Below are 23,159 nucleotides of genomic sequence, written 5' to 3' on the forward strand. Positions count from 1 at the left end.
AAGGGGTGTCAAGAACGCCCAGGGGGGAGCGGCGCCCCGCGCGATGTCACCCGTACGGTGGTACGGAGCCTGCGCCGCGCGGCGCCCGGTGGTCGTCTTGAACACACCCGCGCGGCCGTTCGCCGCGCCGACGCACAGGTCGGAGCCCTCGGTGCGCTGCCCACCCGTCCCGCCCGACGGCCCGATACCGGCCGCAGGCCCCTCCGCCGCGCCCCGCGAGGAGCGCGCCCCCACACCTCCGCCGGCCCCGGGCGCACCGACCCGCACCACCGGCGGACCCACCGCACCCCCGGCTCCCGGCACACGGCCCGCGCCGCCCGCACGCGCCGCCCCCGCGCGGACACACCCACCGAGCCTCCTCTCGCCCGGTGTCGCGAGGGACCCGTACCCCGTCTTCCGGCTGTTGCGCGAGAGCCACCCCCTGGTGCGCGACGAGCTTCTCGGGGCCTGGCTCGTGAGCCGGTACGGGGACGTGTGGCGGGCCCTCGTGCGGCCGTGGCTCGTCGCTCTGCCGCCGGGGCGGACCCTCGCGCATCTGGAGGGGGCCACGCACCTCGCGCACCGGGCGCTCGTCGAGCCGGGGGTGCGCGGGCGGGCCGGGGCCGCGCTGGCCGGTGGGGTCTCGCGCACCGCGCACGTCCTGGCCCGCCGCATCGCCGCCCGCCGGGAGGCCGACCTCGTCGCCGAGTTCTGCCGGTGGCTGCCGACCGCCGCGGTCGTCAGCGCTCTGGGCCTGCCCTGCGAAGACGCCGCACGCGTCCATGCGTGGTGCCACGGCGGCCTCACCCACCTCGGAGGCCACCATCACGACCTGGACGCCCGGCTGCGCCCCCACCTGGCGCGGCGCCGGGCGCGTCCCGGTGACGACCTGCTCTCCGTGCTGTGCACCGCCGAGGTCGACGGACGGCCGCTGTCCGACGGCACCGTGACCGGGCTCGTCGGCTCGCTGCTCGGCGGCGGGGGCGACGCCACCGCCCGCGCGCTCGGCTCGTTCCTCGCCAACCTCCTGGACCACCCGGACACCCTCGCCTCGGTCCGCGAGCGGCCGGGGCTGATCCCGGCGGCCTGGGCGGAGTCCCTGCGCCGCGACCCGCCCGCGCCCGTCGTGCTGCGCCGCGCGGTCCGCCCCGTCGTCGTGGCGGGCACCGCGCTGCCCGCAGGGGCGGTCGTGGCCTGCCTGGTGGGTGCGGCGGGTCGCGATCCCGCACGGTTCGCCGATCCCGACCGCTACGACATCCTGCGCAGGGACCCGGGCGGCCTCGCGTTCGGCGCGGGGCGCCACTCCTGCCTCGGCGCCGAGCTCGCCGGCCGCGTCGCGGAGTACGGGCTGCTCGCCCTGCTCGACGCCATGCCGGCGATGCGCTGGGCGCCGGGTTTCAGACCGGCTTCCCGGGGGCTGCTGACCCGGGGCCCGCGGACGCTGCTCGTGCGTCCCGACTGAGCCGCTCGCCCCCGGGGACCCGTTCCAGGAGCGCCACCGGCGACGTGGCGAAAAGCTCCGCCACGCGCGCGTGCCCCTCGAACTCGCGCCCCGGAGCGAGCAGATCGGACCACCGGCCCACCGGGAGCGCCAGCTCCGTCTCCCGCCAGCCGCCCGCGTCCGCGAGGCGCAAGGAGAGCCGGGTCGCCGCCGCCACCACCTCTCCGGAACGGGCGAACGCCACGCAGTGCGCCGCGCCAGGCCCATCGGCGGCCAGTGGCTCGTACGTCGCCGCGCCCCCGAACAGCTCCGGCCGCCGACGCCGGAGCCGCAGCGCCGTCGCGGTGAGCACCAGCTTCTCCTCCGAGAGGTCCGCGAGGCCCGCGAGGCCGGAGAGGCCCGCGCGCCCGGGTCGGGCGTCGAGCCGTTCAAGGACGTGCGGACGAAAGCGTGCGGGCCGCCGGTTGTCCGGGTCGACCAGGGCGCGGTACTCGCTCTCCGTGCCCTGGTAGACGTCGGGCACGCCGGGCATCGTCAGATGCAGGAGCGCCGCCCCGAGGACGGTGGCCCGCACATGGGTGTCAAGGCCCTGCGCGAAGGAGGCCACCGCGTACAGCGGAGGCCCGCTCGGCCCCGCCTCCACGAACGCCTCCACGGCCTTCTCGTACGCCTCGTCGGGCTCGGTCCAGCTGGTGTGCAGGCCCGCCTCGCGCACGTGCTTCAGGAGGGCGTCCCGCAGCCGCGTGTCGTACGGGAAGCCGAAGCCGACCGAGGTCTGCCAGGCGGCCCAGGCCAGTTGGGCGTCGGGCGCGCAGGTGCCGCCCACGCGCGCGGTCTGCTCGGTCACTTCGGCGAGGAGGTCGGCCCACCGGCCGGGGCACTGCGCCAGGACGGAGATGCCCGCCCGCACGTCGGCACTGCGCTTGGTGTCGTGGGTCGTCAGGACCGTGCCCGAGTACGGCCAGTCGCGCTGCACGCGCGCGCAGTACGCGTGGAACTCCTCGGCCGGCACCGCCGGGCGCTCGGGCGCGCCGCCCACCTCCGCCGCCGAGAGGAGCGGCGCGTGCCGGTAGAACGCGGTGTCCTCCACGGCCTTGGCGCGCAGCGCGGACGACGTCTGGGCGAACCGTGCGCGGAACTCCTCCAGCGCCTCCCTGGCCACCGGGACCCGCGACCGCCCCAGCGCCAGGTCCCGTACGACGTCGACCGCCGCGGCCTCCTCGGGCACGGCGAAGGCGGCCCTGGCCTCCTCGGCGGCGCGCTCGGTGAGCACCGTCTCGGGGGCGTCGCCTCCGCGGACGTAGGGCCGGTAGACGGGAAGTCGTACGAGCAGTTCCCTGAGCGCGGTGCGCAGTGTCCACGGGGCGTAATCGCGCAGGGCGGGGTCGGCCGCGCAGATCGCGGCGGCGACCCGGGTGAGGCGGCCGACCTCGGCGGCCAGTTCGTGCGTGACGACCTTGTACGCGGCGCGGCGCACCGTCGCGTCCCAGTCGCCGCCCCGGTCCGCGGGCGGCGCGGCGAAGCGCCGGTACTGGCCGAGCAGTTCACCGGCGCCCGCCGGGTCGGTGAGGACGCCGTCGATGTGGCGCAGCGCGTCGTAGCCGGTGGTGCCGGCCACCGGCCAGGCGGCGGGCAGGTGTTCGCCGTCGGCGAGGATCTTCTCCACCACGGTCCAGCGTCCGCCGGTCGCCTCGTGCAGCCTCTGGAGGTACGCGCCCGGGTCCGCCAGGCCGTCCGGGTGGTCGATCCGCAGGCCGTCGACGACGCCCTCGCGGAGCAGCGACAGGATCTTCCCGTGGGTCGCCTCGAAGACCTCCGGGTCCTCGACGCGCACTCCGATGAGGTCCGAGATGGTGAAGAAGCGCCGGTAGTTGAGCTCCGTACGGGCGAGCCGCCACCAGGCCGGGCGGTACCACTGGGCGTCCAGGAGTTCCGGAAGCGGCAGCGTGGCGGTGCCCTCCCGGAGAGGGAACGCGTGTTCGTGGTAGCGGAGTGTGTCCCCGTCGACCCGCAGGTGTCCGAGCTCGTCCCCGACGCGGCCCCCGAGGAAGGGCAGCAGGACGCGCCCGCCGCCCGCCTCCCAGTCGATGTCGAACCAGCGCGCGTACGGCGACGCGGGGCCTTCGCGCAGCACCTCCCACAGCGCGTGGTTGTGGCGCGGCACCGCGGCCATGTGGTTCGGCACGATGTCCACGACCAGGCCGAGCCCGGCCGCGCGGGCGGTGCGGGACAGGGCCCGCAGCCCGTCCTCGCCGCCCAGCTCCTCCCGCACGCGCGCGTGGTCCACGACGTCGTAGCCGTGCGTCGACCCGGGGACGGCCTCGAGCACCGGTGACAGGTGCAGATGCGAGACGCCGAGCGAGGCCAGATGGGGGACGGCGGCCTCGGCGGCCGCGAAGGGGAAGTCCGGCTGCAGCTGCAGCCGGTAGGTGGCGGTGGGCGGTGGCGGGACCGCGGGCCCGGGGCGATCCGGCGTCATGCGCGTCATGTGAACGTACGTACCCCTCTCGGCGGCTTTCGTGTCATCGACTCATGCGTGTCCGCCGGACCGCGTCGTTAGCGTCGGACGATGGCTCAGAACACGCGGGACGCGTACCGCACGGTGCTCCGGACGACAGGGGCCCTGCTGCCCGTCCTCTCGTTCTTCGGCAGGCTGCCCGTGGCCATGATCCAGTTCGGCAGTGTGCTGCTTGTGACCGAGACCAGCGGGTCGCTGGCCACCGGCGGGATCGTCGCCTGCGCGCTCGCCCTTGGCCAGGTGGGCCTGGGGCCGTTCGTCGGCCGCCTCGCGGACCGGCGGGGCCAGCGCCCCGTGGTGCTCGCCTTCTCGCTCGCCAACGCCGCGGCGATCACGGCCTACACCCTGGGCGCCGTCGCCGGTCTGCCGACGCCCGTCCTCGTCGCCCTGGGCGTCCTCGCGGGCGCCACGATTCCCGGGATCGGCCCGCTCGCCCGCGCCCGCGTGGTCCCGCTGGTGCGCGCCGCGGGCGGCGACGACCGGCTCGCCGGAACCGTGCTCTCCCTGGAGAGCACGATGGACGAGCTGTCCTTCGTGCTCGGCCCCGCCCTGGTGGGCCTCGCGTCTGTGGCGGGCCGCCCGGCGTACGCCTTCGGGGCGGCGGCGCTCCTGGTCGCCGTCTGCGGCACGGCCTTCGCGCTGCACCCGACAGGCCGTACGCCCAAGGCGGCCGCCGAGGGGCCCACGCGCGCGCGGGGCGGGCGTCCGCGGCTGCCGCGCTCGGTGTACGTGGTGCGCGCCGGGCTGCTCTTCCTCGGGGTGCTGCTGGGCGCCTGCGGGGCGGGGATCACCGCGCTCACCGAGGAGTTGGGGCAGCCGGGGCAGGCCGGGCTCGTGTACGCGGCGATGGGCGTCATGAGCGCCGTGGCCGGGCTCTCCATGGCCGCGGTGCCCGAGCGCTTCGGGCTGCTCGCGCGCTGGCGCGTGGCGACGGCTGCCGCGGCGCTGCTCTCGCTGCCGCTGGTGTGGACCGACAGTCTGGCGGGGCTCTACGTAGTGGTCACTTTCTTCGGCGCGGTCTACGCACCGAACCTCATCACGGGCTTCGCCCTCACCGAGCGGGGTGTGCCGCGGGAGCGGCTCGCCGAGGGCATGACCTTCGCGGCGAGCGCCTTCGTCGGCGGGCAGGCGGTGACGCTCGCGGTGGCCGGGCGGCTCGCGGAGTCCCACGGCGCGGGGGCGGCGTTCGCCCTCGGCAGCGCGGCCGCGGCGGTGGCGTTCGTGATCGCCCTGATCGCCCGCCACGAACCGCCCCGCCCCGAAGCCTCCGCTCAGCCGCCCCGCCCCGAAGCCTCCGCTCAGCCGCCCCGCGCCGTCGTCACGCCGGACGCCGCAGCACCGTGAGACTCCGGTCCGCCAGCGTGAGCCGGTCGCCTGCCTGCACCTTCGGCCCGGCGTCCGGCGGCACCCCGTCGTCGAGCGCCGTGTCGATCACGATCTGCCACTGCCGCCCGTGGTTGACCGGCACCACGAACTCGGTCGGCTCCGGTGCCGCGTTGAACATCAGCAGGAACGAGTCGTCGGAGATCCGCTCGCCCCGCGAATCCGGCTCCGAGATCGCGTTGCCGTTCATGAACACACTCAGCGCCCGCGCGTGCGAGGCGTCCCAGTCGCTCTGCTCCATCTCGTCGCCCTCGGGCGTGAACCAGGCGATGTCGGACAGTTCGTCGCGCGTGCCCTGGACCGGACGGCCGTGGAAGAACCGGCGCCTGCGGAAGACCGGATGGTCGCGCCGGAGCATCGCCATGGTCCGGGTGAAGGCGAGGAGCGAGTTCTCGCCGTCGGGCCAGCGCACCCACGCCAGTTCGTTGTCCTGGCAGTAGGCGTTGTTGTTGCCGCCCTGCGTGCGCGCGAACTCGTCGCCGTGGCTGAGCATCGGCACGCCCTGGGAGAGCATCAGCGTGGCGATGAAGTTCCGCATCTGGCGCGCCCGCAGCGCGAGGACGGCCTCGTCGTCCGTCTCGCCCTCGGCGCCGCAGTTCCAGGAGCGGTTGTGGCTCTCGCCGTCCTGGTTGTTCTCGCCGTTGGCCTCGTTGTGCTTCTCGTTGTACGAGACGAGGTCGTGCAGCGTGAACCCGTCGTGGCAGGTGGTGAAGTTGATCGACGCCAGCGGGCGCCGGCCGTCGTCCTGGTAGAGGTCGGAGGAGCCGGTGAGCCGGGACGCGAACTCCGCGAGGGTGCGCGGTTCACCCCGCCACAGATCGCGCACCGTGTCGCGGTACATGCCGTTCCACTCGGTCCACAGCGGCGGGAAGTTGCCCACCTGATAGCCGCCCTCGCCGACGTCCCAGGGCTCGGCGATCAGCTTCACCTGGCTGACCACCGGGTCCTGCTGCACGAGGTCGAAGAACGACGACAGCCGGTCCACCTCGTGGAACTGCCGCGCGAGCGTCGCCGCGAGATCGAAGCGGAACCCGTCCACGCGCATGTCCGTGACCCAGTGCCGCAGCGAATCCATGATCATCTGCAGCACGTGCGGCGAGCGCATCAGCAGGGAGTTGCCGGTCCCCGTGGTGTCCATGTAGTAGCGGGGATCGTCCATGAGGCGGTAGTACGAGGCGTTGTCGAGGCCCTTGAAGGAGAGTGTCGGGCCCAGGTGGTTGCCCTCGGCCGTGTGGTTGTAGACGACGTCGAGGATCACCTCGATGTCCGCCTCGTGCAGCGCCTTCACGGCCTGCTTGAACTCCAGGACCTGCTCGCCCCGGTCGCCCCAGGAGGCGTACGCGTTGTGCGGGGCGAAGAAGCCGATGGTGTTGTAGCCCCAGTAGTTGTTGAGGCCCATGTCCACGAGCCGGTGGTCGTTCACGAACTGGTGGACCGGCATCAGCTCCAGCGCCGTCACGCCGAGGCCGGTGAGGTGCTCGATGACCGCCGGGTGCCCGAGCGCCGCGTACGAGCCGCGGAGTTCGTCCGGGAGGTCCGGGTGGAGCATGGTCAGGCCCTTCACATGGGCCTCGTAGATCACCGTCTGGTGGTACGGCGTGCGCGGCGGGCGGTCGTCGCCCCAGTCGAAGTATGGATTGACCACCACCGACGTCATCATCTGCGGCGCCGAGTCCAGGTCGTTGCGCGTCCCGGGCTCCTCGAAGTGGTAGCCGTACACCTCCTCCCCCCAGTCGATGCGCCCGCTGACCGCGCGCGCGTACGGATCGAGCAGCAGTTTCGCGGAGTTGCAGCGGTGCCCCTGCTCCGGAGCGTAGGGGCCGTGCGCCCGGAAGCCGTAGCGCTGTCCCGGCATGACGCCGGGCAGATACGCGTGCCGCACAAACGCGTCGGACTCGCGCAGCTCGATGGCTGTCTCCGAGCCGTCGTCGTGCAGCAGACACAGCTCCACGCGCTCTGCGGTCTCGGAGAAGACCGCGAAATTCGTGCCGGCTCCGTCGTACGTGGCACCTAAGGGATACGCCTGCCCAGGCCAGACCTGCATGTATACGACTCTTCCACTAACGCCCCCTCGAGTTGGGGCCACTTTGGCCAGAGTCTGCCCGAAAGTGGGGCAACCACCCCGGAGTTGAAGCCGTCTAACCGTCCGACCACATACTCGGCATGCCCATCAAAGGGGCGCCAGGGGAGTAGGGGGAGTAAGTGCGAGAAACAGTCAGACGCCATCTGGGGAAGGTGGTGGCGGGCGCGGCGGTCTTGGCGGCCGCGACCGCCGTGCTGGTGGGCGTCAATCTGCCCGGCTCGGAGGCAGGCGGCTCGGGGGACCGCCAGGCCAACGCGGCGGCGGCGGAGCAGGACGCCATCGCGAAGGACGGCGTCGTGGAGGCCGCGCCCCAGGAGGGCGAGAAGGGCATAGGCAGCGACCCGCTGACCGATGATGAGATCGAGCGCGCGGAGAAGGCCTCGGTTTCGGGCCAGATGCGCTCCAGCGCCCGGGACGTCGAGGGGGACCGCGGCCCGCAGCTGCTGTCCACCAACCTCAGCGAGCCGGAGCCCAGCGACAGCGGCGCGACCCCGCCGCGGCGGGCCGAAGTCGTCTACTACGACTACAAGAAGGACGCCGTCATCACCAAGACGGTGGATCTGCGGACCGGCACGGTGGCCCACACGACCACCACGCAGAACGTGCAGCCGCCGCCCAGCCAGGAGGAGCTCGCCGAGGGCGCCAGGCTGCTGATCGCCGACCCGCTCGGCAAGGGCCTGAAGAAGGACTTCCAGCACGCCACGGGCAAGGCGCTGGCCGGCCCGGGACAGCTGCAGCTGAGCGGCATGGTCTTCCGCAAGGAGACCGTGAAGCGTGTGCCGTCCGACCTCACCGAGTGCGGCAAGCACCGGTGTCTGCAGGTCGTCACCAAGGTCAAGAACGGTCCGTGGATCGACACCCGGGCCCTCGTGGTCGACCTGAGCACCCGCACCGTGGGCCGCCTCGGCTGATCCGGCCGCCCACGACGACATCACACGCCCGCTTCTCCTCGTACGAGGGAGTTCACTCCGCAATGCACGTCAACAGAGTTCCGCGCGCCCGCAAACGGGTCACCATGGCCCTCGCGGTCTCCGCGCTCCTCGGCGGCGCCATATCCGTCGCCGCACCCGCCTCCGCCGCTCCTCAGGCGCCGCCCGCCGCGCCCGCCGCGGCGGCCGACTGCAGTGACGCCTACAAGATCGAGCAGACCGTCGACGGCGGCACGACCTGGCGCATGTGCTGGCACTACAACACGCTCTCCGGCCTGATCCTCGACAAGATCAGCTACCAGCCGAAGGGCGAGCCGAAGCCGATCCCCGTCATGACCAGCGCGCGCCTCGCCCAGGTGCACGTGCCCTACGACGACGGCAAGGCCGAGTACGACGACGTCACCGGCACCGACTTCGGCCAGGCCCTGCAGAACCTCAACCCCGGCGAGTGTCCCGGCGGCACCATCAAGACCGTCAAGGTCCCGCACCGGGGCGACGTGAAGGGCCTGTGCGCCACCACGCGCGCGCGTGGGCACGCGTACCGCCTGAACGACGACCAGAGCACCGGCGGCAACGGAAAGCTCTACACGGGCCAGGGCAAGGACCTGCTCGTCTACACCGTGAACAAGGCCTCCTGGTACGAGTACATCACCGAGTGGCGGTTCTCCTCGGACGGCACCATCACGTCCAACGTCGGCGCGACCGGCAGCCTCTCGCCGTACGACTACGACGGCGGCGACGACCGCGGCTGGCCCATCGGCAAGGGCGACCAGGCCAAGGCCGAGAGCCACGCGCACAACGTCTTCTGGCGGCTCAACTTCGGTCTTGACGGCTCCCCGAAGGCCAAGGTCGAGCAGTACGACTCCAAGGTCACCCCGCCCACCGGCGACGGCAGCCCCACCACGAAGACCACCCGCACCAAGGTCACCAAGGAGCTCACGGGCGACCACAAGGACATGCGCTGGTGGCGTGTGGTCAGCAACACCGGCAAGAACAAGGACGGCCACCCGCGGTCGTACGAGATCGTGCCGGGGCCCAGCAACAAGCACGCGGGCCGGGAATTCACCAAGCACGACGTGTACTTCACCCAGTACAAGGCGTGCGAGCAGTACGCGAGCAACAACCCGAGCTGCCCCAACGGAACGCCGACCAGCGTCGACAAGTGGGTGAACGGCCAGGCCATGGACCACCCCGTCACGTGGGTGCACATCGGCTTCCACCACATCGCGCGTGACGAGGACCAGCAGCCGATGCCGGTCCACTGGCAGGGCTTCTCGCTGGCCGCGCGCGACGTCACGGCTATGAGCCCGCTCACTCCGCAGGACCTGGCGAACCAGAACGGCCAGCCGCCGCTGGGTGGTTGAGAATCCACCCTGCCCATCGGGCTGCACCGCCGACCGCTCCCGGAGTACCCTTCCTTGATCTTTGACCGGGGGAGTGTTCGGGGGCGGAAGGCGGTGCGCGGGTGAGCTCGGGTGGTCGGGAGCTGCCCCCTGGTGACGAGGGTCACGAGGGGAGCTCCGCGGACGTACCCCCCGGAGCGGTGTCTCTGGCGCGGCCGATGGAGATGGGATCTCAGATCGGACCCGAACTGGACTGGGACGCCGACGCCTGGCGCGAGGTCCGTACGCGCGCACAGCGTGCCGGGCGGGCCTACGTCTGGCTGAACCTGGTGGAGCAGCGGCTGCGCGCGGTCGTGGCCGCTGTTCTGCGTCCCGTCTACGAACCGGTCCACGCCGACGACTGGGTGGTCGCCGCGGCGGGTCCCGCCGGGCAGGAGTGGGTCCAGCGGGCCGTCGCCGTACGCGAGGTGAGCCGCCGCAAGGGCTATCTGCTCGACCCGGCCGACGACAACGTCCTCAGCTTCCTCACGCTGCCGCAGCTGCGCGAGCTGATGGTGCAGCACTGGCCGTGCTTCGAGCCGTACCTGGACGACCGGCGCGACGTCGAGCTGGCCCTGGACGAGCTGGAGGTCACCCGGAACGTCGTCTCCCGCAACCGCGCCCTTTCGGAGGCGGTCCTCGCCCAGGCCGAGCGGGCCTCGGCCAGGCTCCTTGACATGCTCGGCGCGGGCACCGACACGCCCTCCGCGCGGCGCCTGCCCGTCGACACCGTCGAGGACCTGGTCGGTGACCGGTACGCGGACGTCGTCGGCGTCCACCCGGACCGGGTCCGGCTCCTGCGGCAGTTCCCCGCCGAGGACATCTTCGGCGGTGCCCGCCGCCTCGACGCCATCGGCATAGGCCTCAACCTCCTCGTGCAGAACTTCTCCGGGCGCCGTCTCGTCCGGCTCGCGGAGTCCGGCTGCCGGGTGCGGCTGCTCTTCATCAACCCGGCGAGCAGTGCGGTCAAGCGGCGGGAGCGTGAACTGGGCCTGAAGAAGGGCGAGTTGAGCCGTTCCGTCGAGATGAACATCTTGCACATGCGCCGGGTCAGGGCGCGCCTTCGCGACCCGGGCGCCTTCGAGATCCAGGTCTTCGACGAGACCCCGCGCTTCACCGCGTACCTGGTCGACGGGGACGGCGCGGACGGCATCGCCATCGTCCAGTCGTATCTGCGCAGGACCCGCGGGATGGAGGCGCCGGTCCTCGTGCTGCGCGGCGGCGGCCGGGTAGTGAAGTCGGGCGATCCGGGCGAGGGCGGGCTTTTCGTGACATATCGCGAGGAGTTCGAGGTGGCGTGGGCCGACTCGCGGCCGGTCTCGTGAACGGCCGGGCGGGTGGGACGGCCTCGTCGGCGGGTGAAGCGGAATGCGATCCTCGGATTGTCAGTGGCGCATGCGATCGTGGTGGTCACTGGGGGAAAGCACCACGAAGAAGGGGGCGGCCATGGGCTGGCACCGGGAGCTGCTGATCGGTTTCGACCTGGAGACCACGGGGACGGACCCGAGCGAGGCACGCATCGTCACCGGCGCGGTGATCGAGGTCAAGGCCGGCGAGACGCTGGGCCACCGCACCTGGCTGGCGGACCCGGGCGTCCCGATCCCGGCCGAGGCGGTCGCCGTGCACGGCGTCACGAACGAACGGGCGGCGGCCGAGGGCAGGCCCGCCGCCGAGGTGGCCGATGCCCTCGCGGACGTCCTCACCTCGTACTGGCAGGCGGGCGTCCCGGTCGTCGCGTACAACGCGGTCTTCGACCTCAGCCTGCTCGCCGCGGAGCTCCGCAGGCACGGCCTGCCGTCCCTGCGGAGCCGGCTCGGCGGCAGCGAGCCGGGCCCGGTGATCGACCCGTACACGATCGACCGCTCCGTGGACCGCTACCGCAGGGGCAAGCGGAACCTGGAGGCGGTCTGCACGGAGTACGGCGTGGTCCTGGAGTCCGCCCACGACGCCGCGGCCGACGCCCAGGCGGCGGCCCGCCTCGCCGGCGCGATAGCCGACCGCCACCCGAAGGTCGCCTCCCTCGGCCCGGCGGAACTGCACCGCCGCCAGATCGAGTGGTACGCGGCCTGGGCGGCGGACTTCCAGAATTTCCTGCGGAAGAAGGGGAACGCGGAGGCCGTGGTGGACGGGGTCTGGCCGCTGCGGGGGTAGTGCCACGGCGTCAGGACCGACCGCGCGTCAGGACCGACCGCGCGTCAGGCGCTCAGAAGGGGTACCAGCGGACGGCCGCGTCGCCGTCCCGCAAGGACGACACCCGGCGCCGGAACTCGGCCAGCGCCTTCGGGTTGGCGGGCGCGTGCTGCGCGACCCACGCACAGCTGGCGGTCTCACGGGCGCCCCGCAGCACCGAGCACCCCTCCCATTCCCGCACGTCCCACCCGTAGACAGACACGAACCCGTCGTACGCCTCCGGGGCGAGCCCGTACCGGTCGCGGGAGAGCGCCATCACGACCAGATCGTGCTCGCGCAGGTCGGCGGAGAACGTCTCCAGGTCCACAAGGACCGGTCCTTCGGGACCGACCAGGACGTTGCGGGGCAGCGCGTCGCCGTGCACGGGGCCCGGCGCGAGGTGCGGGGTCAGCACGGCCGAGGCCGCCGCGAAACCGTCCCTGCGCGTCCGCAGATAATCCGCGTCGGCCGGATCGATCGCATCCCCCGCGAGCCGGAGCCACCGCTCCACGCCGCCGAGCAGTTCGCGACGCGGGAGCGCGAAGGAGGGGGAGTCCAGGGCGTGCACGCGCCGCAGGAGTGCGGCGAGGTCGCGCGGCTCGGTCGGCCGGACGGCCTCGGGGAGCCGGTGCCAGAGCGTCACCGGATGCCCGTCCACCAGACGCGCCTCGGCTTCGGCAGGCCGCACGGCGGGCACGCCCACCTTCTCCAGCCACCCGGCGACCGCCAGCTCCCGCCGCGCCCGGGCCAGGAGTTCGGGCGCGGCACGGCCGACCTTGACGACCAGCTCGCCGACGGCGAACACCGCGTTCTCGCCGAGGGCGAGCAGCCGGGCCCCACCCACCGGAACCGGCAGCTCCGCCGCGTCCAGTACGGCCCGCGCCCGTGCCTCGTCCATCCCGTGCCTCCCCTGCGTCGTGCCCTGTTCGCCGGACAGTCTCGCATCGACCACCCGGCGGTTGACGGATGCGGGTCGCGTCAGCACGATGACGCCAGGCCGCGCGGGCGGCCGAACACCGGCCGAGCCGCCCGAAGGAGCCCATTCCGTGACAGTGGCGACCGCGACGAAGCGGTCAGCGAGAGGCACGCAGGGACGCGGGGCCGCCGACCACGGCGCGTGGTTCCTCGTGCTGCCCGCGCTGATCCCGATCCTCGTCCTCAGCGTCGGCCCGCTCCTCTACGGCATCGCGCTGGCCTTCACCGACTCCCAGTCGGGCCGTACCCGGGCCACGCAGTGGATCGGCACCCTCAACTTCCAGGACCTGTGGCACGACACGCTCTTCTGGGACTCCTTCCGGATCGGCCTGCTCTGGGCGTTCGGCGTCACCGTGCCGCAGTTCCTGCTCGCGCTCGGCCTCGCGCTGCTCCTCAACCAGGACCTGCGCCTGCGCTGGCTGGCACGGGCGCTGGCGATCATCCCGTGGGCGATGCCCGAGGTGGTCGTCGGCATCATGTGGCGGCTCGTCTACCACCCGGACGCGGGCGTCCTCAACGAGACGCTCTCCGACCTCGGCCTCGGGGACGGCAAGGACTGGCTGACCGGCACCGGCACCGCCCTCTTCGCCGTGATCGTCGTCGGGGTCTGGGCCGGCATGCCGCAGACCACCGTCGCGCTCCTCGCCGGGCTGCAGAACACCCCGCGCGAACTGCACGAGGCCGCCGCGATGGACGGCGCCGGTGCCTGGCGCCGCTTTCGCACCGTCACCTGGCCCGCGATCAGACCGGTCGCCCTGGCCGTCACGGCGCTCAACTTCATCTGGAACTTCAACTCGTTCGCCCTGGTCTATGTCCTCACCCAGGGCGGCCCCGGCGGCCGCACCCGGCTGCCCATGCTCTTCGCCTACGAAGAGGCCTTCCGCTACGGCCAGTTCGGATACGCGGCGGCCATGGGCTGCATCATGGTCGCGGTGATCTCGGTGATCCTCGCCGTCTACCTCGTGGGCCGCCTGAAGGGAGACGACGAGACATGACGCGTACGAAGAAGTCGACGCGCGCCGCGCAGTACGCCGCGCTCGCCGCCTATCTCGTCTTCCTCGCCTTCCCGTTCCTCTGGCTGATCTCCACGGCATTCAAGCCCACCCGCGAACTGGGCAGCCTGCACCCCACGTGGATCCCCAAGGACCCGACGCTGGAGAACTTCCGGCAGGCCTTCGACGAACAGCCGCTCCTGCGGGCCGCGGGCAACTCCCTGATCGCGGCGCTGAGCGCGGCCCTGATCGCGGTCGTCATCGCGACCCCCATGGCGTACGTCATGGCCAGGCACCGCAACCGCCTTGCGAAGGCGGCGACGGGCTGGGTGGTGATCAGTCAGGCGTTCCCGTTCGTGCTCATCATCATTCCGCTGTTCCTGATCCTGAAGAACCTGCACCTGATCAACTCCCTGCCCGGCCTGATCCTGGTGTACGTGGTGTGGTCCCTGCCGTTCGCGCTGTGGATGCTCGTCGGGTACGTCCGCGCGGTCCCCGCCGAGCTGGAGGAGGCCGCGGCGGTGGATGGCGCGAGCCGGGTGCGCACGTTCGTCTCGGTCGTCGCCCCGCTGCTGGCGCCCGGCATCGTCGCCACGGCGATGTTCGCCTTCATCACCGCGTGGAACGAGTTCTTCTTCGCCCTCGTCCTGCTCAAGACCCCGGAGAAGCAGACCTTGCCGGTCATCCTGAACCGCTTCATCGGCACGGAGGGCGTCGCCGACCTCGGGCCGCTCGCCGCGGCCGCGTTCCTCGCCACCATCCCCTCGCTGGTCATCTTCGCGATCATCCAGAAGCGGATCGCCGGCGGCATGCTGGCCGGGGCGGTGAAGGCCTGATGCGGACCGCCCCACGACTCCTGACCGCGGCGGCCGCGACCCTCGCACTGCTGCTCACCGGCTGCGGCGGCGACTCCGGCGACGACGACGGGAAGATCACCCTCCAGTTCCAGTCACTCGCCTGGCAGAAGGAGTCCGTCGACGCCAACAAGGCGCTCGTCGCACAGTGGAACGCCACCCACCCCGACGTCAAGGTCGAGCTCGTCCAGGGCAGTTGGGACAGCGTCCACGACCAGCTGCTCACCTCCTTCGAGGGCGGCGAGGCGCCGGACATCATCCACGACGCGTCGGACGACCTCGCCGACTTCGCGTACGGCGGGTATCTCGCGGATCTGCGCGAGCTGCTCCCCGAGCGGCTGAGGTCCGACATCCCGCGGCGGAGCTGGCAGACGACGACGTTCGACGACGGGATCTACGGAGTGCCGTTCCTGCAGGAGCCGCGCGTCCTGATCGCCAACTCCCGGTGGCTGAAGGAGTCGGGCGTCCGCGTCCCGACCCCCCGGAAGCCGTGGAGCTGGCCGGAGTTCCGGAAGATCACCAAGGAGCTCGGCGACGGCAGCGACGGCAAGTACGGCGTCGCCTGGCCGCTCAAGGAGCCGGTCTCCGCGACGCTCAACCTGTCGCTGTCGACCGGGGGCCGGATGTTCCACCGCGGGGCCGACGGCAGGGTCGACGTCCGCTTCGACGCGGCCGACGAGATCATGCCGCGTACGGTCCACGACCAGGTCAACACCGACAAGAGCGCCTCGGACACCACGCTCGGCATGGGCGGATCCGACACGCTGCCCGGCTTCTTCGGCGGCAAGTACGCGATGGTCCCGCTCGGCTTCTCCTACCGTCAGCAGATCGTCCAGCAGGCCCCCGAAGGCTTCGACTGGCAGGTGCTGCCCGCGCCGGCGGGGAAGGAGGGCAGCGCGCAGGGCGTCAGCCCGCAGACGCTCTCCGTCGCCGAGGACAGCCCGCACAAGAAGGAGGCCGTCGCGTTCATCGACTTCTTCCTGCGGCCGCCGAACATGGTGAAGCTGGCGCGCGGCGACTGGATGCTGCCGACCGGCAAGGAGGCGCTCAAGGACCCCGCCCTGCACACGAAGAAGGACGACTGGGCCACGGGCACCGCCCTCGCCGAGGGCCTGCGCCCGGCGCCCGCCCAGTCGGTGCGGGGCTATCCGGAGTGGAAGGACAAGGTCGCGACGCCCGCGCTCCAGGAGTACTACAGCGGGGCGATCGGACTCGACGAGCTGCGGAAACGGCTGGTGAAGGACGGCAATCTGGTCCTGGCGCGCTACCAGCGGTAGCAGGCGCCAGGCTGAGAACCTGTCCCGGCTGAGGACCTGTCCCTCAACCTACTCCGCCGCTCCGCGCTCGCGCGCCGCCCGGACCGCCAGCACGTTGTCGACCAGCCGCACGGCCTCGGTCGCCGGGTCCATCGGCAGGGTGAGCAGCGCACGCACATAGGCCGGTGCCAGCACCAGTTCGAAGATGTCCACCCAGGTCAGCACGGTGGCACCGGCAGCGTCCAGGGTGGCCTGGATCTGCTGGATACGAGGCTCGGCGAAGCTCCGCGTGTCCTGCCCCTCGCCGCCGGCCCGGAGCAGGGCCCGGAAGAAGGCCAGATGGCCCGGCCTGGTCAGGTCGCTGAGCAGGTTGGTGATCCAGGCGTGCAGATCGGCCCGCAGGTCGCCGGTGGCGGGCAGCGGCGAACGACTGCCGAGCTCGTCCACCACCGCGTCGATGATCAGGCCGTCGGCGCTGCGCCAGCGGCGGTAGACGGTGGCGAGGTGGACGCCCGAGCGGGCCGACACCTCCGTGATGTCGACGGTGCCGTCGGCCGATTCGGCAAGGAGTTCACGGGTGGCCGCGCGCACGGCCTCGCGGGTCCGGGCGGTACGGCCGCCGGGGCGGGCTGTCCCTGATGCTTGCGTCACCGCTTCACTCTATCGCGAAACTCTTGCATTAGGGCGACCGGTGTGGCTACTCTAAATGCGAAAGATTCGCATGAGGGGTCGGAATCGGAGGATGCCGTGGCTCACGTACTCGTCGTCGGCGCTGGAATCGCGGGGGACACACTCGCGCTGCTCATGGAGAGGGACGGCTGGACGGTCACCGTCGCGGAGATCGCGCCGGCCCTGCGCACCGGCGGCCAGACCGTCGACCTGCGCGGCGACAGCCGGGAGGTCCTTGAGCGCGCCGGACTGCTCAAGGAGGCGCTGGACTGCCTGGTGCCGCAGCGGGGCGCGGCCTGGGTCGACGCGCGGGAGCGGCGTCTCGCCGAGATGCCGGTGGAGGCGTTCGACGGGCGCGGTTACGTGTCCCGTGAGGAGTTGCTGCGCACGGACCTCGCCCGGATCATTCACGAGGCGACCGGGCCGGGCGTGACGCACCGGTTCGGTGAGACCGTGGAGGCGCTGGAGGACACCGGGGCAGGAGTGCTCGCCCGCTTCCGCAGCGGCGCGGAGGAGACGTTCGACCTGGTGGTCGGCGCCGACGGCGCGCACTCACGGGTCCGCGCGCTGCGGTTCGGACCGGAGGAGAACTATCGCAAGCCCCTCGGCCTGGCCCACGCCTGGTTCACCCTCACCGAGCGGCCCGGGACGCCGTCCGTCGACGGCTGGTTCCTGACCCACAACGCACCTGGCCGCCGCGCCGTCGAGGCCCGCCCCGGCCACCCCGGGCAGCAGGAGGTGGGCCTGACCTTCGCCGCCGACACGCTGCCCCCGCGGCACGCCCGCGAGGCCCAGCTCGCTCTGCTTGAGCGGACGTTCGCCGGTGTCGGCTGGCGCACCGCCGAATTCCTGGCCGCGGCCCGGCAGGCCGACGACTTCGCTCTGGACACCTTCGACCAGGTGCACGTGCCGTGTTGGAGCGTCGGCCGGATCGTCCTGCTCGGCGACAGCGCCTGGTGCGCGAGCCCGCTCAGCGGCCTCGGCACCGCCCTCGCCCTGCGCGGCGCCGCCGAGTTGGCGGCCGCGCTGCGCGCCGCGGGCGCGCCCGGCGACACCTCGCGGACGCCCGCCGCGCTGACCGCCTTCGAGCGGGCCATGCGGCCCAGGGCCGCATCGGCGCAGCAACTCCTGCCCGGCCGGGTCGCCTCCATGGCCCCCAAGTCCGCGCTGGGAATCCGGGTCAACGCGCTGGCGATGCGCGCACTCCAGTCGAAGGCCGCGCGTCCGCTCGTCCGCAAGGCCTTCGCCGACTCCGAACACGGCCGCACCAGCGCCCCCATGGGAGAGCCCCGGACGAGCCCGGCCGTCTGACCGGCGACGCGGCTCACCGCACGCGGTCCAGCGGGTCCTGCGCCCCGAGGGCCGGACCGGCTCTCAGCTCCTGGCGCCGTTGCCCCGGCCCGCCCGCACAAGGCCCGACTCGTACGCGACGATCACCGCCTGCGCGCGGTCGCGCACACCGAGCTTGGCGAAGATGCCGGTGGCGTGGTTCTTCACGGTCTGGACGCCGATCCGCATCCTCTGCGCGATCTCGGTGTTGTCGAGCCCGGCGGCGATCAGCCGCAGGACCTCGACCTCGCGCGGGGTGAGGCCGGAAAGGTCCTCGCCCGGCGGGTGCGCGGCGGGGGCCGGTGTCACGAACGTGGCGAGCAGGCGGGTGAGGAGGCGCGGGGCCACGACGGCCTCGCCGCGGTGCACGGTGCGCAGCGCCGCCACCAGCTCCTCCGGGGAGACGTCCTTGGGCAGGAAACCGGCCGCGCCCGCCCGCAGCGCGCCGACCACGTGCTCGTCCATGTCGAAGGTGCTCAGCGCGAGGACCCGGCACCCGGGCAGCTCGGCCGTCAGACGCCCGGTGGCCCCGACGCCGTCGAGCACCGGCATGCGGATGTCCATCAGGACCACGTCGGGGCGAAGTTCGCGGGCGGCCGCGACGGCCTGCTCGCCGTCGCCCACCTCGCCGACGACCTCGATGGCGGGGTCCGAGAGCAGGATCAGGGACAGCCCCCGGCGCACCAGCGGCTGGTCGTCGGCGATGAGCACGGTGATCCGGCCGGACCCGGCGCCGGGTCCGGGCTCGCTCCCGTCCCCGGACGCGTTCTCGGCCCCGGGATCGGTCCCGGGCTCGGCCCCGGGATCGGGTTCGGTGGGTGAGGTCATCGTGCGGTGCCTTCCTTCTCGTACGCGTCGTCGGGCAGCGGCACACTCGCGGCCACCTCGAACCCGCCTTCCGTACGGCTGCCGACGCGCAGCGAACCGTCGTGCAGCGCGATCCGTTCCCGCATGCCCAGCAGACCGTATCCGCCGCCCCGGACGGCCCCGCCGTGAGCCCTGCCGTCACCGGCCCCGTCGTCGGCCACCGTGACGGTGACCCGGTCCGGGAGGTAGCCGAGCCGCACCGTGGCGCGGGCCGGACCCGCGTGCTTGCGGGCGTTGGTCAACGCCTCCTGGACGATGCGGTAGAGGGTGAGGCCGACCGACTCCGGCAGCGGGCGGGGCCGGCCGGTGACGTGCAGTTCGGCCGGCAGACCCGCGGCGGTCGTCTCGGCGACGAGCCGCTCGATGCCGTCCACGCCGGGCTGCGGCTCCGACGGCGTCTCCTCGGGGGAGTCGGTGCTGCGCAGCACCCCGAGGAGCTGCCGCATCTCGCGCAGCGCCGTACGGCCGGACTCCTCCAGGGTCACCAGCGCCTCGCGGGCGGTCTCGGGGTCGCGCTCCAGCGTCGATCTGGCCCCGCCGGACATCAGGTACATGGTGGTGATGTGGTGGGCCACGATGTCGTGGAGCTCGCGCGCGATGCGGCGCCGCTCCTCGCCCACCGCACGGTCGGCGAGGAGCCTGCGGTTGATGTCGAGCTGCCGTTTCCACTGCCGCACCCCGAGCCCCGCGCCGACGACGAGGGCCGGGGTGACCAGTACGTCGATGGCGATGTTCGCCACCGGCAGGTCGCCCAGCACGCCCCGTACGAGCTGGACGGGCAGGGCGGCCAGGACGGCGAGCGCCACGGTGCGCGGCCCGCTGTACCTGGCCACGGTGTAGAGCGCCACGGTGACGGCGCCGCCGTAGCTGTTCGACATGGGGGTGCCCGGGTCGACGGCGAGCCCGGTGTTGACGGCCGTCTGCACGGCAAGGACCGCGAAGAGCACCGGCAGGGGGCGGTGGCGCCGGAAGAGCAACGGGGGCGCGGCGGCGACGACGAGCAGCACACCGAGCACAGTGAAGCGCGTTCCTGGCATGCCCTCCTCGCCGGGGGCGAGGTAGGCGAGGATGTCGAGCCCCGTCACGACGACGGCGAGCAGTGCGTCGCCCCACGTCGGCCGCGGCCCGCCGGTGGGCGGCGCGGGCGGGAAGAAGTCGCGGCGCATCCGCGCGCCTCCAAGTCGAGCCGGTCGGCCGGGCCCTGGCGTCCCGATCTCTGAGCACCATTAGATCCCGGCCGCCGGGCGCCCGGATCGGCGCGGGGGCGGTTGTCGCACCCAGTACCGGAGTACTGGCCGGGGCGCCGTACCGGACCCGGGTCCCGGCCGCGTCCCCTTCCGGCGGCCGACGTCCGCAAGGGGCCCGGCGTGATGGCCTGTTGGGAGCCCCGGGAACCCCTCGCGGGCCGTGCCACCGCCCGGGAAACGCAGGGAAAAGACATCATGATCCGCAAGCTGACCTCGTTCTCCACCCGACATCGATGGCTGACGGTCCTCGTCTGGACCGTCCTCGGGGCGGCGCTGTCCTTCGTGGGGCAGGCGATGATGTTCGACGTCACCGACTCCCAGGCCGGGGACTTCCTGCCCAAGAAGTACGACTCCGCGGTGGCGCTGCGCACGGCGGAGGAGAAGTTCGGCACCAAGCCCGACCCCAACGCCCTGACCGTGCTCGTCGCCAGGGACGACGGCGGCAAACTCACCGCGGGCGACCAGCGGCGGATCACCGGCACCGCGGCCGGTCTCGGCCGGGACCGGATCGTCGCGCCGAAGCCCGAGCCGCTGCGGAAGGACCACTCCCAGACCCCGCGGGTGTCGCCCGGGGCGGTGGCCCCGGACAGGAGCTTCCGGCTCCTGACGGTGTCGCTCACCGGAAATCCCCAGGACACCGGTCTCCAGGACGTCTACAAGAAGTTCCGCCACTCCGCGCAGGAGAAGTTCGCGGACGACGGGCTGCGCGTCGGGTTCACCGGCGGCATCGCCTCCACCGTGGACGACACGGACGCCGAGGCGAGCACGGGGAAGGTCGTCTCCAGCCTGACGATGGGCCTCATCGTCCTCCTGAACGTGCTGGTGTTCCGCAGCCTGGCGGCCGCTCTCGTACCGCTGATCGCGGTGGCGCTGATCGGCGGTGTCGCCTCGGGAGCCGTGGTCGGCGCGGCGAAGCTCTCCGGCGTCGACCTCGACCCGTCCACTCCCTCACTGATCGGCGTCGTACTCCTCGGCATAGGCATCGACTACTTCCTCTTCCTGATGTTCCGGTTCCGCGAGCAGCTGCGGAACCACCCCGGGCAGGACGCGAGGACGGCGGCGGCCGAGACGACCGGGCGGGTGGGCGGCGCGATCACGTCCGCCGCGCTGACGATCGTCGCCGCCTTCGCGACCCTGGGCCTCGCGAGCTTCGGGCAGTTCCGGGTGCTCGGACCCGCCATCGCGGTCTCGGTGCTCGTGATGCTCCTGGCCAGCCTCACGCTGATGCCCGCCCTCCTCGCCGTGCTCGGCCGCGGCATGTTCTGGCCGGCCCGCGCGTGGAAGAAGGAGCGCACCGGCGGGCTCGCCGCGCGCCTGGGCCACGCGGTGAGCAGCAGGCCGCTGCGGTACGCGCTCGGCAGTCTGGTGCTGCTCGGTGCGCTGGGCGCGGGGGCGCTCGGCCTGAAGATGAGCTACGACCAGCAGGGCCTGCACGAGACCGCGGCGGTCAGGACGGCCGAGCAGATCTCCCGCAGCCTGCCGGCGGGCGTCTCCGACCCGCACACCGTGTACGTACGCAGCACCGACGGCGGTGAGATCAGGGCGAGTTCGCTCACCGGGATGACCCGGTCCCTCGGCAGGACGGAAGGGGTCGGAGAGGTGGGCAGGCCGGTGCTCAGCAAGGACCGCACCGCCGCGCGGGTCGATCTGTTCCTGAGCGTCGAGTCCGCCTCGCAGAAGGCGCGCGACCTGGTCTCGGGACCCGTCAGGGAGACGGCGGCGCGGACCGCCCCGCGGGGTACCGAGGCCCATGTCACGGGAACGGCGGCGGTCTTCGCCGACATCTCGACGGCCGTGGAGAAGGATCTGCGCCTGGTCTTCCCGGTCGCGGCGCTGCTGATCGCGGTGATCCTCTTCCTGCTGCTGCGCTCCCTGCTCGCACCGGTCGTCCTGATGATCGCCGTGGGGCTCGGATTCCTCGGCACCCTCGGCGCGAGCACCCTGGTCTTCCAGCACGGCCTCGACCGCCCCGGCGTCTCCTTCACGCTGCCCCTGGTGCTCTTCCTCTTCGTCGTCGCCCTCGGTACCGACTACAACATCCTGATCACCGACCGGATCAGGGAGGAGATGGCGAAGCCGGTGACGGCCCGGCGCGCGGTGGCCGAGGCGGTGCGGCACACCGCGCCCGCCATCGCCACGGCCGGCATCGTGCTCGCCGGTTCCTTCGCCAGTCTGGCCGCGAGCCCCGCCACCCAGGAGATCGGCTTCGCCACCGGCCTGGGCATCCTGCTGTCCTCGCTGGTGCTCTCCCTCGTCCTTGTGCCCGCGCTGGCCGCGATCCTCGGCCGCGGGCTGTGGTGGCCGCGCAGGCCCGAGCGGCGGACACCGGACCGAGGCCACGAGCCGCGGGAGCCGTTCCGGGCCCCGGCCTCAGGTCCCGAAACGGCCCAGTGGGACCGTCACTGGGACACGGACACCGTCCTGCTCAGGTCGGATCAGCGGGGTCATGGGTGATCAGGTCTCCCGGCTGGCACCGCAGGACGTCGCAGATCCTCGAAAGGGTCGAGAAGCGGATGGCTTTGGCCCGCCCGTTCTTGAGCACGGAGAGGTTGACGACGGTGATGCCCACCTGCGCGGAGAGTTCGGTCAGGGTCATGCCGCGTTCGGCGAGCACCCGGTCCAGGTGGATCCGGATCGAGTGGGCTTCCTCTTCGGGCATCAGATGGTCCCTTCGAGGTCCTCTCGCATACGAACACCCTCGCGCATGACCTTACCCATGATCACCGCGGCGAGGCCGGCGAATACGAGCTCCAGCGACCCGGAGACCGTAGGCCCGGCACCCACGATCGGCGCCATGCTGCTGACGAGCCAGGAGTGGGACCAGCCGACGACGAGACCGGCCAGCGGCGCCCCGAGCGTGACGAACCAGCCGAGCCCGGTGAGCCGTTGAGCCACGGCGTCCGTGAAGGGCCCCTGCTCAAGGACCGCCTTGAGCAGCCGGGAGAAGAGCAGCAGCGCGAGGGCGCCGAACAGCATCCAGGGCAGCGGGCCCCCCCAGGGGTGGGGCGGCGGCCCCCGGGCGGGGGGGTGGAAGGAGAGGAGCTCGGGGCGACCCCTGACGCCGAGCCCCACCCCGCGCTCGCGCG

General features: G+C 72.5%; 19 protein-coding genes. 11 read left to right on the forward strand and 8 right to left on the reverse strand.

The annotated features are described in order from the left end of the window. Positions 1 to 97: 97 nt before the first annotated feature. Positions 98 to 1,441, forward strand: a complete 1,344-nt coding sequence (locus tag ACFVYL_RS08470; protein WP_389713812.1) for a cytochrome P450 — start codon at positions 98 to 100, stop codon at positions 1,439 to 1,441. On the opposite strand, the gene treY is transcribed toward ACFVYL_RS08470, so the two are convergent. Then, complete coding sequence (gene treY, locus ACFVYL_RS08475; RefSeq protein WP_389713960.1) at positions 1,377 to 3,899, reverse strand: malto-oligosyltrehalose synthase; 2,523 nt, start codon at positions 3,897 to 3,899, stop codon at positions 1,377 to 1,379. The genes ACFVYL_RS08470 and treY overlap by 65 nt on opposite strands. 90 nt (positions 3,900 to 3,989) lie before the next feature. Here treY and ACFVYL_RS08480 point away from each other — a divergent pair, with 90 nt between their 5' ends. Beyond that, entirely contained in the window at positions 3,990 to 5,282 is a 1,293-nt protein-coding gene (locus ACFVYL_RS08480; protein WP_389713814.1) for an MFS transporter, read from the forward strand. Here the strand turns inward: ACFVYL_RS08480 and glgX are convergent. After that, on the reverse strand, positions 5,257 to 7,365 hold the full coding sequence (gene glgX / locus ACFVYL_RS08485) for a glycogen debranching protein GlgX (RefSeq protein ID WP_389713815.1): 2,109 nt from the start codon (positions 7,363 to 7,365) through the stop codon (positions 5,257 to 5,259). The genes ACFVYL_RS08480 and glgX overlap by 26 nt on opposite strands. Before the next feature lie 158 nt (positions 7,366 to 7,523). On the opposite strand from glgX, the gene ACFVYL_RS08490 reads away from it, so the two are divergent. From ACFVYL_RS08490 to ACFVYL_RS08505, 4 genes are all read left to right on the forward strand, one after another. Next, a complete protein-coding gene (locus ACFVYL_RS08490; protein ID WP_389713817.1) occupies positions 7,524 to 8,315 on the forward strand; it encodes a Tat pathway signal sequence domain protein in 792 nt (263 codons plus the stop codon). A gap of 62 nt (positions 8,316 to 8,377) precedes the next feature. Beyond that, the gene (locus ACFVYL_RS08495) at positions 8,378 to 9,697 is read left to right on the forward strand and encodes a copper amine oxidase (protein WP_389713819.1); all 1,320 of its coding nucleotides are present in this window, start codon (positions 8,378 to 8,380) and stop codon (positions 9,695 to 9,697) included. 101 nt (positions 9,698 to 9,798) lie between these two features. Then, the gene (locus ACFVYL_RS08500; RefSeq protein WP_389713820.1) at positions 9,799 to 11,040 is read left to right on the forward strand and encodes an SAV2148 family HEPN domain-containing protein; all 1,242 of its coding nucleotides are present in this window, start codon (positions 9,799 to 9,801) and stop codon (positions 11,038 to 11,040) included. Positions 11,041 to 11,161: 121 nt separating this feature from the next. After that, on the forward strand, positions 11,162 to 11,866 hold the full coding sequence (locus ACFVYL_RS08505) for a 3'-5' exonuclease (protein WP_389713822.1): 705 nt from the start codon (positions 11,162 to 11,164) through the stop codon (positions 11,864 to 11,866). A gap of 52 nt (positions 11,867 to 11,918) precedes the next feature. On the opposite strand, the gene ACFVYL_RS08510 is transcribed toward ACFVYL_RS08505, so the two are convergent. Beyond that, positions 11,919 to 12,782, reverse strand: a complete 864-nt coding sequence (locus ACFVYL_RS08510) for a phosphotransferase enzyme family protein (protein WP_389713824.1) — start codon at positions 12,780 to 12,782, stop codon at positions 11,919 to 11,921. 148 nt (positions 12,783 to 12,930) lie between these two features. Between ACFVYL_RS08510 and ACFVYL_RS08515 the strand changes: the two genes are divergently transcribed. Genes ACFVYL_RS08515 through ACFVYL_RS08525 form a run of 3 tightly spaced genes read left to right on the forward strand, consistent with a single transcriptional unit; the run spans position 12,931 to position 15,982 of the window. Next, a complete protein-coding gene (locus ACFVYL_RS08515; protein WP_389713825.1) occupies positions 12,931 to 13,854 on the forward strand; it encodes a carbohydrate ABC transporter permease in 924 nt (307 codons plus the stop codon). Next, positions 13,851 to 14,687: a carbohydrate ABC transporter permease gene (locus ACFVYL_RS08520; protein ID WP_389713827.1), complete on the forward strand. Its 837-nt coding sequence runs from the start codon at positions 13,851 to 13,853 to the stop codon at positions 14,685 to 14,687. The genes ACFVYL_RS08515 and ACFVYL_RS08520 overlap by 4 nt, the downstream gene beginning before the upstream one ends. Then, on the forward strand, positions 14,687 to 15,982 hold the full coding sequence (locus tag ACFVYL_RS08525; RefSeq protein WP_389713828.1) for an ABC transporter substrate-binding protein: 1,296 nt from the start codon (positions 14,687 to 14,689) through the stop codon (positions 15,980 to 15,982). Before ACFVYL_RS08520 ends, ACFVYL_RS08525 begins: the two co-directional genes overlap by 1 nt. Before the next feature lie 48 nt (positions 15,983 to 16,030). Here the strand turns inward: ACFVYL_RS08525 and ACFVYL_RS08530 are convergent, their stop codons facing one another. After that, positions 16,031 to 16,612, reverse strand: a complete 582-nt coding sequence (locus tag ACFVYL_RS08530) for a TetR/AcrR family transcriptional regulator (RefSeq protein WP_389713829.1) — start codon at positions 16,610 to 16,612, stop codon at positions 16,031 to 16,033. A gap of 96 nt (positions 16,613 to 16,708) precedes the next feature. On the opposite strand from ACFVYL_RS08530, the gene ACFVYL_RS08535 reads away from it, so the two are divergent. Then, positions 16,709 to 17,941: an FAD-dependent monooxygenase gene (locus tag ACFVYL_RS08535; protein ID WP_389713831.1), complete on the forward strand. Its 1,233-nt coding sequence runs from the start codon at positions 16,709 to 16,711 to the stop codon at positions 17,939 to 17,941. 63 nt (positions 17,942 to 18,004) lie between these two features. Here ACFVYL_RS08535 and ACFVYL_RS08540 read toward each other — a convergent pair whose 3' ends face one another. Both ACFVYL_RS08540 and ACFVYL_RS08545 read right to left on the reverse strand, forming a co-directional pair. Then, positions 18,005 to 18,787: a response regulator gene (locus ACFVYL_RS08540; protein ID WP_389713832.1), complete on the reverse strand. Its 783-nt coding sequence runs from the start codon at positions 18,785 to 18,787 to the stop codon at positions 18,005 to 18,007. After that, positions 18,784 to 19,992: a sensor histidine kinase gene (locus ACFVYL_RS08545; protein ID WP_389713833.1), complete on the reverse strand. Its 1,209-nt coding sequence runs from the start codon at positions 19,990 to 19,992 to the stop codon at positions 18,784 to 18,786. Before ACFVYL_RS08545 ends, ACFVYL_RS08540 begins: the two co-directional genes overlap by 4 nt. A gap of 276 nt (positions 19,993 to 20,268) precedes the next feature. Between ACFVYL_RS08545 and ACFVYL_RS08550 the strand changes: the two genes are divergently transcribed. Continuing rightward, positions 20,269 to 22,527: an MMPL family transporter gene (locus ACFVYL_RS08550; RefSeq protein WP_389713835.1), complete on the forward strand. Its 2,259-nt coding sequence runs from the start codon at positions 20,269 to 20,271 to the stop codon at positions 22,525 to 22,527. Here the strand turns inward: ACFVYL_RS08550 and ACFVYL_RS08555 are convergent. Beyond that, entirely contained in the window at positions 22,499 to 22,732 is a 234-nt protein-coding gene (locus ACFVYL_RS08555; RefSeq protein ID WP_389713836.1) for a helix-turn-helix domain-containing protein, read from the reverse strand. The genes ACFVYL_RS08550 and ACFVYL_RS08555 overlap by 29 nt on opposite strands. After that, positions 22,732 to 23,159: DUF2975 domain-containing protein (locus tag ACFVYL_RS08560; RefSeq protein ID WP_389713838.1), on the reverse strand; the 428-nt coding region annotated here is incomplete at its 5' end. The genes ACFVYL_RS08560 and ACFVYL_RS08555, both read right to left, overlap by 1 nt.

It is taken from the genome of Streptomyces sp. NPDC058308, assembly GCF_042880275.1.
Lineage (GTDB): Bacteria > Actinomycetota > Actinomycetes > Streptomycetales > Streptomycetaceae > Streptomyces.